Source organism: Chryseobacterium culicis, assembly GCF_002979755.1.
Taxonomy (GTDB): domain Bacteria; phylum Bacteroidota; class Bacteroidia; order Flavobacteriales; family Weeksellaceae; genus Chryseobacterium; species Chryseobacterium culicis_A.
This window is the reverse complement of record NZ_PCPP01000001.1, coordinates 2,565,360-2,578,699: the sequence shown is the minus strand read 5'-3', so window position 1 is coordinate 2,578,699 and position 13,340 is coordinate 2,565,360. Positions and strand designations below refer to the sequence as shown.

At 31.0% G+C, this 13,340-nt stretch carries 11 protein-coding genes and 2 pseudogenes; 1 reads left to right on the top strand and 12 read right to left on the bottom strand.

The genetic code is table 11. The annotated features are described in order from the left end of the window. Window positions 1-13: 13 nt before the first annotated feature. The 3 genes from CQ022_RS11635 to CQ022_RS11625 form a co-directional block, all read right to left on the bottom strand. The gene (locus tag CQ022_RS11635) at window positions 14-463 is read right to left on the bottom strand and encodes a hypothetical protein (protein WP_105681542.1); all 450 of its coding nucleotides are present in this window, start codon (window positions 461-463) and stop codon (window positions 14-16) included. A gap of 25 nt (window positions 464-488) precedes the next feature. Beyond that, complete coding sequence (locus CQ022_RS11630) at window positions 489-1,031, bottom strand: hypothetical protein (protein ID WP_105681541.1); 543 nt, start codon at window positions 1,029-1,031, stop codon at window positions 489-491. A gap of 61 nt (window positions 1,032-1,092) precedes the next feature. Further along, window positions 1,093-1,671, bottom strand: coding sequence for a hypothetical protein (locus CQ022_RS11625; protein WP_105681540.1), 579 nt, complete (start codon window positions 1,669-1,671; stop codon window positions 1,093-1,095). Between the two features lie 680 nt (window positions 1,672-2,351). Here CQ022_RS11625 and CQ022_RS11620 point away from each other — a divergent pair. Beyond that, window positions 2,352-2,639 (top strand): helix-turn-helix domain-containing protein, encoded by a 288-nt coding sequence (locus CQ022_RS11620; protein WP_105681539.1) that lies wholly within the window; start codon window positions 2,352-2,354, stop codon window positions 2,637-2,639. A 151-nt stretch (window positions 2,640-2,790) separates the two neighbouring features. On the opposite strand, the gene CQ022_RS11615 is transcribed toward CQ022_RS11620, so the two are convergent. The 9 genes and pseudogenes from CQ022_RS11615 to groL all read right to left on the bottom strand — a co-directional run bounded on the left by CQ022_RS11615 (window position 2,791) and on the right by groL (window position 13,249). Continuing rightward, window positions 2,791-3,405, bottom strand: a complete 615-nt coding sequence (locus CQ022_RS11615) for an HNH endonuclease (RefSeq protein ID WP_105681538.1) — start codon at window positions 3,403-3,405, stop codon at window positions 2,791-2,793. Next, a complete protein-coding gene (locus CQ022_RS11610) occupies window positions 3,398-4,807 on the bottom strand; it encodes an ATP-binding protein (RefSeq protein ID WP_105681537.1) in 1,410 nt (469 codons plus the stop codon). Before CQ022_RS11610 ends, CQ022_RS11615 begins: the two co-directional genes overlap by 8 nt. A 279-nt stretch (window positions 4,808-5,086) precedes the next feature. After that, entirely contained in the window at window positions 5,087-5,707 is a 621-nt protein-coding gene (locus tag CQ022_RS11605; RefSeq protein ID WP_105681536.1) for a hypothetical protein, read from the bottom strand. Window positions 5,708-5,945: 238 nt separating this feature from the next. Continuing rightward, on the bottom strand, window positions 5,946-8,015 hold the full coding sequence (locus CQ022_RS11600; RefSeq protein WP_105681535.1) for a YCF48-related protein: 2,070 nt from the start codon (window positions 8,013-8,015) through the stop codon (window positions 5,946-5,948). Between the two features lie 277 nt (window positions 8,016-8,292). After that, a pseudogene (gene groEL, locus CQ022_RS11595) lies at window positions 8,293-8,481 on the bottom strand (chaperonin GroEL); the annotation flags it as partial. 116 nt (window positions 8,482-8,597) lie between these two features. Further along, complete coding sequence (locus CQ022_RS11590; protein WP_165791609.1) at window positions 8,598-10,037, bottom strand: DUF4365 domain-containing protein; 1,440 nt, start codon at window positions 10,035-10,037, stop codon at window positions 8,598-8,600. Between the two features lie 115 nt (window positions 10,038-10,152). After that, a pseudogene (gene groEL / locus CQ022_RS11585) lies at window positions 10,153-10,335 on the bottom strand (chaperonin GroEL); the annotation flags it as partial. A gap of 30 nt (window positions 10,336-10,365) precedes the next feature. Next, on the bottom strand, window positions 10,366-11,481 hold the full coding sequence (locus CQ022_RS11580; protein WP_105681533.1) for a DUF6794 domain-containing protein: 1,116 nt from the start codon (window positions 11,479-11,481) through the stop codon (window positions 10,366-10,368). A gap of 142 nt (window positions 11,482-11,623) precedes the next feature. Next, window positions 11,624-13,249 carry a chaperonin GroEL gene (groL, locus tag CQ022_RS11575; protein ID WP_105681532.1) on the bottom strand — a complete coding sequence of 542 codons (1,626 nt, stop codon included), beginning with the start codon at window positions 13,247-13,249 and terminating at the stop codon, window positions 11,624-11,626. Window positions 13,250-13,340 lie beyond the last annotated feature (91 nt).

The window sequence follows — 13,340 nt, the reverse complement described above, 5'->3', positions numbered from 1 at the left end:
TGTACAAAAGTTTTTATTGAGTATAATCCCCTGCAACAATAGATTTTTCCATTGCTCCTACAATCTCAGAAATGGGAATGGTGAATATTCCTGCATCTCCTTTGTCGAACTCTTTTTTCCAGTAAGAATAACCGCCCATTTCAAGAGAGTCTGGCTTTTTTCCGGTTTCGTTTTTCAGACTGGTGACACTTTTGTCTAATGCCTCTTCTGATATGGGAATATGGGTGAGGGTTTCTGCATAACCGGTGGGGCTGGCAGGGTTTTTCATCTTCAAACCGCTGATAGAAATATGAATCACTTTTCCGGTTTCAGGATATTCTTCAATCTTTAGAATGGTAAGGATTGAGCTTTTTTCCGTAGGACGGGTTTTGTAATTCCATTGCTGACCGACACGGTATGGGTCTTTTTTTGTACAGCTGAAGGATAGCAAGAAGAGTATTGCTATTAAAGTATAGAGTTTCATGAAGGGTTGGTTATTAGTGTTGTTTTTATTTCAAATAAGTCTGTTCAAGAAGTTTAACCGATTCCGTTTCAGTTAAGGGATTCTTCTTATCTGTATTATTGGTTAGATTGAATGAAATAAGATTGTTGTTTCTAACGGCATACAGTAAATAGGAAATAAGGTCCTTACTAACATCCTGAGATTTATCTTTTATGATAATTTTCCAGATAATATAATTTTTTTCTTCGTTTCGCTTTACTTCAGAAACTTCAGCTTTCACTCCATTGGAAGATGCCCAGTAATCATATTCCCATTGGTAAAATGCATTCAGCAATTCTTTTTCTGTTAGCCCCTCTTTATAAAACTCAAATTTCTCAGGTTTTCTTACTGAAATCAGCAAATTTATTTTTTCGTCTTTATTGCTTAAGTGAAATTGTCCGGATGATTTCAGTTGATTTTTATATTCCCATTTTCCAGGAATTTCAAATAACTCTCCATTGATTTGAAAAGGAGTCTTCTTTTGGGCAAAAGAAAAGGTGGAAACCAGAAGAAGAATAAAGATGGAGAAAAGTTTAATGTTTAATTTCATTTTGATAACAGTATGTTGAGTGTTTAATAAGGCCCAAATTTACATATTGTACCCATATAAATTATATACTATCATGATAATGTTGATTTGAGCCCGGAATTTCCATCTTTATTTCTTCTTTCTCCTTTCTCCTTTCAAGAAGAAGATACGCTGCATCTAGCATTTTGATCAGATGAATATATGGGTTTATCATATTCCTTTCCGGAAGATTTTGATATACTCCAAGTGAGAAGTAGGCCATCCCGGATATAAAATAATCAAACTCCTGTATGCTGTATTCTCTGAATGCTTTTTTGAAGACCAACAGAGGATTTTGGTATTCTTTCTCAGAAAGTAAGCCAAGAACTACTGGAGAGACTTCTTCCAACGGAGTATTTATGAACCCTTTCTTTTCCTTCATCGCTATGAAGGAACCTGCACGGATGAATGACCGCATCGCCTGGTAAAAATGAAGAATGACGGACGGATCTTCTTGTATCCGGCTATTTCGTTTGAGAGCATAATTCATAATGCTGTTTAGTTGTTCTTTGGATGCTGTAAGGTCATTGAACTGAAAATAGTTTTCCATCAGCTGTAAGCCGAAGTATTTTTTGTGGCTTTTTCCCAGCCGGGACTGAAAGTCTGTTCTGTTTTTTTTCATGAGTTTGTATTTTTTTAGTGATTTTTAAATGATTAATTGTTGTACAATTTTTTTGAACCATTAAGAGTTTTAAGGGATTAAGAATCATTAAGATCATAGCTGAAGCTATGTGTTCAGCGGGATGCTTCATCCATCTTTGATGGATCTTAACTTACCTTATTCTATTTATTTTTCTTAATGGTTATATTTTTTGGTTTTATTGTACGATTCTACTGGCCATAAAGGAGGAAGCCCTGAACTTTCTGCCCATACAAGCAAATGAATATGATAGAATTTGTGTTTTTCTAAAAGCCCGAAAGCAGCAATGGATTGTACATCCCATTGTACCGTATCATGATACTTTATGTGGTAAAAGCAGGCTTAGAAAAAGATGATTGTAGAAAGCAGAACAGCATGAAAATAAAAACGGCATGAGACTCTACAATATCCGAACAGAGGTACTGGTATACCATGCATACAGATAAGAGAGCCCACGCCTAGGTCGTGAGCTTCCTGCTTATCGTCTCGTATGCTAAAAATTACCAGTTTTCTGTTCGAGATTCTAAGCAATAGCTTCTATTATTCTTTGAAGTATCGCAAAATTACTCTAATGAGCAATCTTTTCCAAATATAATAATATTTTCAATATACAGGATTATAGTCCTTAGTTTTTTATTTTGTTTTTGGCTCACTTTGTCATTATGCATGATTCTTTAGACGAAATAGAACGATTTATAATTTCAAAAGTGAAAGAAATAAGAGAACAGAGAGGTATTAGCCAAACTTCACTTTCTTTAGCAATTGGTAAGAGTACAAGTTATATTTCAGATATTGAAGCACATTCCAAAACTGCAAAATATAATATTAAAAGCCTAAACTTAATATCGAAAGCTTTAGGGTGCTCTCCAAAAGACTTCTGGCCAGAACAGCCGATTTTGGAAGAAAAATACGAATTTGTAAAGGAAATAGAAATAAAAAGAAAATCCTAGCAAGAGCTAGGACTTAGTTTTATTAACTAACCTATCAGTTAACGTGGGGTAATCAGCACAGATGTTCAATTTTAGACAAAAGTTGAATCGAAGAACTACTGTTGAACTTTGCAGTTTCGCTACACTATTGCAAAACTCTTGTTAGGCGTGGTTATTTTAGGTCTCGTTGTAATAATTCATTAATTAATTTTACTTTCTCTTTTTTTGGTAATTTTAAAACATCTTTTAGTAATTTGTTATCACTTTTTTTAATTAAGCTTTCTTTTGCCTTCTGTTCAACAGTTATTAATCTATATAATTCGCATATTGTGATAGTTTCACTACCTTTTTTTGTTAAAGGTATAAATACGCAATCATTTTCAATTCTAATATGTTCAGAATAATTATCAAAATGCGAATGGATAATTTTTAAATGCTTAGAATCTCTTGGGTAGTTTATAACTGCTTTTTTAAGAACTTCTTTACTGCCTTTAATTGTGTTGCAAGCTGGACACGATAATGCTAAATTATATTTGTGAAATGTGAATTTACTATAAGTTGATTTTGGAATAATATGTTCAATATCAACATCCTTCAAGTCGAATTTTAATTCTTTTTTGCAATAGCAACATTTGTTCTTTTGTTCATTTCGTAAGAATATTTTGACTTTATCCTTTAAATCATCAAAACAAGCCTTATCCCAATCTAAGTAGGTATTAAAATTACTTTTAATAATTGAGTTATCTTTTTTGTCAAATATATAATGATTATTAATTTTATCACTCATGCTTATTGTCAATATTTATAATAGTGTGAATGACAAGTTTTAAAGGATCTTCTTCTTTAAACTGATTCTCTAATTTCACCAAAGTCCCAATAATTTCTTTAAATGTTTTTGTTTTTGTTTTATTAACAGAAATTAGTTTTAGTGCTTCAGCTACAATATTTGAAATGTAGTAGTTTCTTGTTGTTGGCATTTCAAACACGTTTAATAAAATATCTTCTGCAGACCATCCAAATGTATTAAACTCTAATACTGTAGAAGTAACTTTATTATTTACTTTTTTTAAACTTATTATTGTAGAACTTTCTAATGGTAAGTCTGAAATAATAAAATGAGAATGTGTTGCTATAATAATATGGCAACCTTTAAAATTTTCAAAGATTTGATTAAGTAAATCTATATATCTATATTGCCAACTTGGATGTAAACTTATCTCTGGTTCGTCTATCAATATGCAACAATTATCTTCAATTAATGGAATCAATCCAATTAAAGTAATCAAAATACTAGCTTCACCCGAACTTGCATCATTTATATTGAATGGTCTATTTGTATCTTTTTTAAATAAAAGAATGTCAAACGATCTAATTAAATTCAACTTTCTAAGTAAATTTAAAATTTCATAAGATTTTAAATCATTCTCGTATAATGAATTGTTTTTATCAATTTTTTGAATGTTTGAATTTGAAAAATTTATTTCAAGACTAAAGTCTTTCCTTTCATTTAAGTTATTAAGAAATTGACAAATTTCTTCTAATCTATTTTCATACTCTTCTAAAAATTTATTGTAAATAACATTATTTACACTTCCATAAGTGGTTTTATCTGTAATAAAGTCAATTAAATCTTTTTTTGTGATTGGCTTTTTTATTTTAAGACTGCTATTTATTGAACTTATATTGTACTCTAATTTAATTACAGGATGGAAATCTAAATAGTCAAATATATGTCTATAACATTTTGCCACAAATTTATTGGAATAGTTTTCTAATAAAATATCAATCGCCCTTCTTATTAAAACCCTATTTGTAGAACCTAATCTAGTTTTTGTGCCTAAATAAATGTAATCTTGATTTGAATATTCGATGCCATCTCTTCTAAAACCAGAATAAATATTATCTAAAGGAAACTTATCATTCAAGCTATTTGATACTGAAATAACTCTTGAGGTTTCACTCGACTTTTCAAATTTTGAAAAAAAATAATATTTAGAACTTCTAGAACGAAAGTCATTTTTTAATGCTTTTGCGATACTTCCAAGAAGTCGACTTTTTCCTGTACCGTTATTTCCAACTATTACTGTGAAATGGTTTGTCTTTAAATCATTTTTGAAATTAATTAAATCAATTTCTTCGGTTTCAAAATCAGAGTCTTCAATTTGAAATTTGTTTAGTCTAAAACTCATTTTGTAGGTTATATTGTTTTATAATTATAGCTAACATCCAAATTTTTGCATTACGGCAATATATAACTCTGCTAATGTTGTTTTGGTTTTAAGCTATCTATTTATTAATCATTAAATATAAAATATAAATATACTATTTCCTTACGGAAAACCATAAAACAAAAAACCGCCCTACAAAGTAGAACGGTTAGTATATTAATTTGCTGCGGTCGCTGACCATCATTTCATTTCTGATATTCCATTACCCATTACCTTAATACGCGTATTTTCTTTGTGTATTTAAATTATTGAGATTCCATTTTCTCCATGAAATAAATAATGTTTTTCATTAAATCTTTCCTTCCAAAAATAATTCTTTACAAGCTCATTATCATTTTTACAAAAAGTGAGTTCATGATAAATAGAATAAAAAATAAGATACTTCTGTAATTCTTTTACCCTTGGCATACCGGAAAAATTATTTGTAAAAGTCAAGTGATTATTTTTTGTACTTACTGTTAGAGTAAAAGGAGAACCATCAATCACTGAGCTTATTAAATCAGTAATACTTTTTTCTGATAAAGAATTTATACTATTAAAGTCTATAGTGATTTCTTTCTCTTTAAGTAATGTTAAAAATGCTGATTCTGAAATTTTATAAATTTTATTTCCCTGAAAATCAATTTTCTCATAAAGCTCTTTTATCATTTTTAAGTCATTATCACTAAAAGCAATTTTATAGGATTTAAGATGAATTAAACTGTCTATTTTCTGTGCTTGCTCTTTTGAAATTTTGGTTGATGTATTCTCATATCTTATAGTGGGTAAATAGGTTATTTTACAACTTACAGTATTTTTACTTTGACCGGAAACAAGAATATGGGAAACAGTTATAAAAATTATGGCTAATAAGGTTTTCATGTTTTTTTTACGAATATAAAAAAACCGCCCTACAAAAAGTAGAACGGTTAGTATATTAATTTACACATTCAGTAGTAAGAAACCTCCCAGATACAGAAGCTGCATTTTCAAGGGCAACTCTTGTTACTTTAGTTGGGTCAATGATTCCTGCTTCAAGTATATTGAACTATTCGTCGATTTTTGCGTTGTGTCCAAAATATATTGTTTTGCAAGGATTTGTGCCAACAGTAATTGTATTTTATTTTTTTACAATAACTTGCTTTGTGACGGATTTATTGTTTTTGAAAGTTAATTTTAGGTAATATGTTCCAAGAGAAAAATCAGTCATATCTAATTTAATGAAATCTTTTGTATTTGTAATGAATTTAGGAGTTAAAAACCTTCCATCAGCACTATATAATTCTACTTTTTCGGCTTTACCATTTAAACTTACATTGACATAATCGGAGGTAGGATTTGGATATACAACCAATTGTTTTTCAGTTTCTTTTTCTGATGTACCTAAAACTGTATACCCGGTAAAACTTCTGTATATTTTTCCATTTGTTCCTGCTGTGAAAATATAATTATTAACTAATTCAAGAGAGTTTAAGCGATACTGAGTTGTTACTGATGACCAATTTATTCCGCCATTTATGGTTTTGTATATTTCACCATTTTCATTTACAATATATCCTATATTAGGGGTGTAAAATTTTGTTAATGTATAATAGCCGTAAGGAACTGATATTTGTGTCCAACTTGCACCACCATTAGTTGTTTTGTAAAATAGAGAATTATCTCCCGCAAAGTAACCATTATTTTCATCAACAAAATGAAAAGAGTTGATTCCATCTCCTGCTACTTCAATGAGTTGATTCCATGTGTTACCTCCATCTATAGTTTTATACATCGCTCCATAATAATTCCCGATTCTATTAGCATAACCCACAAGCGAGTTTACAAACTGAATATTTCCAAAGGATTGATTTGATACCTGTGTCCAACTGCTTCCTCCGTTTGTTGTTTTCATGACTTTTCTTTGGTTAAAACCACCAGAAATAAAACCAATATTACCATCTAAAAAACAAATTGAACTTATCCCTTCGTCTATAATATCATTTCCATTATTTAATATAGACCATGTTGATCCTCCATCAGTTGTTTTATAAACATGTCCGCCATATGATCCTCCAGTAGTTGCATATCCTAAGTTTTCATTAATAAATGTGAAATCACTGCTATTAACAGAAATGCCAAGATTTAACATGCCAACCAATGTCCATGTGTCACCAAAATTATTGGTTTTGTAAAATTGATTATTAGTTAATGCAAAACCAACATTATTATTCACTATTTGTAGTTGCTTAAAATCATTGTAAGTGGGCGAATGTTGTGTCCATGTGTTTCCTCCATCTATGGTTTTAATTATTCGTCCTCTTGCCCCTGTAGCAAAGCCTTTGTTACTGTCCTGAAAGAAAATGCCATACATTGAAGTATTGTCAATGTACCCGTTTTGGAAAAAAATCTGACTCCAAGTAGTTCCACCATTAGTCGTTTTATAAGTTGCTCCATGATCTCCTGTAGCAAAACCATTATTTTCATCTAAAAAGTAAAAATCATACATTGCTTCAAATGATCCTGTAATTTCTGTCCAAGTTTCACCACCATCTGTGGTTTTAAATAAGTAATCGTGTTGTCTTGATGCAAAACCGATATTCTGGTTTATGAAATAAACCGTGAAAAAGTTAGATGGGGATGTATTAGTATTATAAGTATTGTACCAAGTGTTTCCACCATCTATAGTCTTTTGTATCTTGCCGTTATTACAAACAGCATGTCCAACCAGAGAACTTGTAAAGGCAGTTTTGACAACCGTTACGTTTGGAATAGCATAGCTTAACCATGTAATTCCACCGTCAAGTGTTTTAATAATACTATTTGAGCTTGATAGAATAATTGTGTTATTGTCTATAATATTTACTGTATTAAAAGAATCATTAAAACCAGTATATATTTGTTGCCAATTTACACCATTATCTATGGTCTTTAAAATATAACCGGAATTCCCTACAATATAGCCAATCCCATTCTTAAAACTAATATCATTACCACTTGTAATATTTTGTTTTTTTGTCCAAGTTGTACCAGAATCTATAGTTTCTAGGAGTTCATTTGATGTAATTATAAAACCGTTATTGCTAGAAACGAATTCAATATGCTTTCCAGTATTTGTTGTTGGTTTGGGGTTTAATAGCTCCCAAGTAGTCTGAGAAAATGTTTGATTAAAACTAATAGTAATTAAAAATAGTAAAAGTATTTTTTTCATTTATGATTTTCTTTTTATAACGTTTTTATTGTGATCAGGTATGATCATGGAAATATAATATTTATAAGCAAAAATAGTGTGAATGCAATTTTAGTTAATTGCTAAATTTTTTTAGAGCTTTGATTCAAGTTTAAAGTTTCTATAATTAAGAACTTTATGGTATGCTTTCATGGTTTTATTTAGAGGGCCAAATATAGTTAAAAAACTAATACAGATAAAAAACCGCTCTACAGAAGCAGAGCGGTCTATATATTAATCTGTCTCAACGACACGTTTGTTACATCATTCCTGGCATTCCACCACCCATTGGCATAGCTGGTTCAGCGCTGTTCACTTCAGTGATAACACATTCAGTAGTTAAAAGCATTCCAGATACAGAAGCTGCATTTTCAAGAGCAACTCTTGTTACTTTAGTTGGGTCAATGATTCTTGCTTTAAGCATTTGAACATACTCGTCAGTTTTAGCGTAGCAGGCAGATTTCAAATTACTTATTTTATTTGCTCAAAGTCATGTGAATTTGTACAGCAGGGAACGCTTTACACAGAAGAAAGCTCATTGATAAGATTTTATGTTTTTGTAATTTAAAATTCAGAAGGCTTAATATGAAAGATTGGGGATTCCCAATTGTCATCATCTAAGCAAATGCTCTCCCATTCACCGCTTGCATCCAATTCTAATTCACAATATTCAGTATAACATACCTCTGGATTAAATATTTTCATCATAGAAATTACAGCAATTGGATATAGAACCATGTCATCAAAATCATAAGCTAGCTCAATTATATTTCCTGTATCATTATATAAATCACAAAAAGTCTTAAACATTCTCCAAGATTGTTCCTTTGACTCATCTAAATGCTGAGTCCTACCAATTTCTTCTCTAATTCTTTTATATAATACTTGCCAATAACGTTCTAATTCATTCTGCATCACAGGAATAAATTTTGATTTTTCTATTCCTGCATCAAGGTAAATTTCACCCCATATATGTTCATTCGTTTCAGTGTAGATCTCAGAATAACTATAGTTTTCAATATAACTTTTCAGATGTTGTGTAAGACTTTCATAGCAACTAATTTCGTAGCAATTTTCTTTTGTTTTAAAGATTATTATCGAATCAAGTGATTGAGCTTCATATTGTTTTCTATTTAACTTACTGTATTCTTCAAATGCATTTATAAAATCTTTATATTTTGGAATTTGGTTATCTTTATTTTTAAAATTAAACAAAAACTCTTGTAAGTTTTCAATATTCCCATCAATGATCATATTTAGACTATTCATAAGTTTTATAAAAGAAATTTTATTCTTTTTTGTTTTTTCAAACTCTGATCTTATGTATCTTTCAAAGTTTAATAAGGTATAATAATATTGATTTTCCCAGATTAGAAATGATTTTTCCTTATCCCATTCCTGCTTTTTAGGTCTATAAAATAGATCTAATGTTGTAAAACTTCTTTTGTATAAAACATTTAGATATAGTCTATTATTAGTTTCGTTAATCGTAAAGTGTATAAATATATCCTCTTTTTTTAGTTTAACTGAAAGACTAGAAAGTGGGAGTATTAAATTGTTAGAATGTCTATGATTGTGAAGAATATTCAAAAATTTTTGTTTTGAATTTATATCAATAATATTGTGTTCTGGAATATCAATTTTCCAATTTTTAGGAGTTTTCGAAATGAAGGATTGATTATAATATTGCCAATAAATAGTTTCGGATTTTGGGTCTTGGAGAATAATGAATAAAGGATAGTTTTCACTTATTGCATTCCAGTAATGGAAATGCTTATCTGAAAAATAAAATGTTAAATAATTTTTCTTTTTTTGAAAATTACTTTCACCACCTTTAATTTGTAAAGCAAAAATATTAATTTTCCCATTTTCATCTATTGGAGTTTCTACTATTGCATCAACACCTATATCACAAATAGGTTGTTCACGAAAAAACCATCCACATTCGTTAAAGAATTTAGCTGTATCATAAATAGCTTTTCGTTCTGTTTTAAAATGATTCAATTTTAGTTTTTTATTTCGAAGAAGATTCAAATTTATAAATTAAGTAATACAAAATCAAAAAACCGCTCTACAAAGTAGAACGGTTAGTATATTAAATTGTCTCAACGACACGTTGTTACATCATTCCTGGCATTCCACCACCCATTGGCATAGCTGGTTCAGCGCTCTTCACTTCAGTGATAACACATTCAGTTGTTAAAAGCATTCCAGATACAGAAGCTGCGTTTTCAAGGGCTTTAGTGGAGTCAATGATTCCAGCTTTAAGCATGTGAACATACGAGTTAGTTTTAATATTATATAGAGGAAATTAAGGTGATTACTTTTTTGATTATTCAACGGGTTCCCAACTTTTATAATCAAACCATTGTTCTTTATTATGTTTTATTTTTTTTATGATTCTTTTTGGAGGTTTGCTTGATCTTCTAGTTTTCGGATCATATATTATATCATCACCATTGTCATAATAGACAATTCCTTTTTTGTCGCAAGTTTCAATAATTTTCACTTTAATAAGAAAGTCTTTTTCGTTACGTTCTGTAATTATTCCTTTTGCAGTACAAATGTCATTATCATATTTATCTTCTTGTTCTTTACTTACAAATCCTTTTGGGTAGCTAAATTTCAATGTATCTCCAATTTTATATTTTGAAAAGCTTTCTGTTTTTGCTTTTAGTTCATTTTTTTTAGAATTCTCCCAGTAATCCTGATAGTATTTGACCTGTTCTTCAAGTCTAACCTCTTTGTTGTTTAAATGTCTGTGATAGCTTACCAAGATGATCCCCGACATATCATCCGGATGATAAATATTTAAATTATTAAAGTATTTTGATAGTCTTGAGCCTCCCCAAAGTTGCCAGTTATTTCTCATCCACATTCCAAATCCTAAATGAACCTTTCCGGTAAATTCATTTTCTTCCAAAGTTTTGACTTTTGCTTTTATACTATCATTCCAGAATGTATTGATCTGAACAAAGCAATCCTCCAAGTTTTTGGGAATGTATATTTTATTAATGGTGTCTGTTATATATTTTATCTTATTTTTATCATCTAGTTGTTTTTGAAGTTTAATATAATTGTTAATAATATCTTTTTCTTTGATTTTACCATTCACAAGATATTGTTTAAAGCTATATAGCAAGACATTGGAATGATTATCAAAAACTCCTTTTTTATCTAAATATTTAGTGATTTTTGGATTGCCGTTTTCGCTTGTCCAGTTAAAAATTGTTTTGTAGTCTTTATATGGCTTTGTCTTTGCAAATGGATAAACAGTATAGATTAAACTATCTTGATGAGTATTTTTAATTTGTATTTTAATACTATCTGGACAGTCTTTATCTAAATACATTACAACTTGCTTTAAGTTTTTGGGTAATTTATTTTGTGCAAATACATTTAATTGTACTAGAAATAAGATAGTACTTATTAGGAATATTTTTTTCATGATGTTGTAGATGACCCAAATCTACGAATTACAGAAATATTATATGCATTTAATTATACTAATATTATTACTATAACCATACAAAAAAACCGCTCTACAAAGTAGAACGGTTAGTATATTAATTTGTCTTAGCGACTCGCTATTACATCATTCCTGGCATTCCACCACCCATTGGCATAGCTGGTTCAGCGCTCTTTACTTCAGTGATTACACATTCAGTTGTAAGAAGCATTCCAGATACAGAAGCTGCGTTTTCAAGGGCAACTCTTGTTACTTTAGTTGGGTCAATGATTCCTGCTTCAAGCATGTGAACATACTCGTCAGTTTTCGCGTTGTATCCGAAGTCTCCTGTTCCTTCTGCTACTTTAGCAACAATTACAGAACCTTCTCCACCTGCGTTAGCAACGATTTGTCTTAATGGCTCTTCAATTGCTCTTTTCACGATTTTGATCCCTGTAGTTTCGTCAGAATTGATTCCTGTAAGGTTATCCAACGCAGAGATTGCTCTTACTAAAGCAACACCACCACCTGCAACGATACCTTCTTCTACAGCAGCTCTTGTAGCGTGTAATGCATCATCTACTCTGTCTTTTTTCTCTTTCATTTCTACTTCAGAAGCAGCACCTACGTAAAGTACAGCAACACCACCAGCTAACTTAGCTAATCTTTCCTGAAGTTTCTCTCTGTCGTAGTCAGAAGTTGTAGTTTCCATCTGAGCTTTGATCTGAGCTACTCTTCCTTTGATTTTTGCTTCGTCACCACCACCGTTTACAACCGTAGTGTTGTCTTTGTCGATCGTTACTTTCTCAGCAGTTCCAAGCATATCTAAAGAGATGTTTTCCATAGTGAAACCTTGCTCTTCAGAGATTACCTGTCCACCTGTAAGGATAGCGATATCTTCTAACATTGCTTTTCTTCTGTCTCCGAATCCTGGAGCTTTTACAGCAGCAATTTTAAGAGAACCTCTTAGTTTGTTTACCACCAAAGTAGCTAAAGCTTCTCCTTCCACTTCTTCAGAGATGATCAATAGAGATTTACCACCTTGTGCAATTGGCTCAAGAACTGGTAACAATTCTTTCATTGAAGAGATTTTCTTCTCTACTAAAAGGATATATGGGTTTTCTAGTTCAGCTAACATTTTCTCAGGGTTAGTCACGAAGTATGGTGACTGGTATCCTCTGTCAAACTGCATACCTTCTACAACGTCAACTGTTGTATCGATACCTTTAGCCTCTTCTACAGTGATTACACCTTCTTTTCCGACTTTTCCAAAAGCTTCAGCGATCAGAGATCCGATCGTTTCGTCATTGTTAGCAGATACAGAAGCAACTTGTTTTACCATTTCTGTAGAATCTCCAACTGTTTTAGATTGAGATTGAAGGTTTTCCACAACTGCAGTTACTGCTTTGTCGATCCCTCTTTTCAAGTCCATTGGGTTAGCACCAGCAGCTACATTCTTAAGACCTTCTCTTACGATAGCCTGTGCCAATACAGTAGCGGTAGTAGTACCGTCTCCTGCGATATCATTAGTTTTGGAAGCTACTTCTTTTACCATTTGAGCTCCCATATTTTCTACTCTGTCTTCAAGTTCGATTTCTTTTGCAACAGAAACACCGTCCTTAGTTACGTGTGGAGCACCGAAAGATTTTTCGATCACTACGTTTCTACCTTTAGGACCTAAAGTTACCTTTACTGCATTAGCCAATGCATCTACCCCTCTCTTTAGAGCATCTCTTGATTCAATATCGAATTTTATTTCTTTTGCCATGTTTAGTTGTATTAAAGTACAATGTATAATGTACCATTGTACGAGATTTACTTTTTAATGTTTGATTTTTTATCAGTCATGAATACATTGT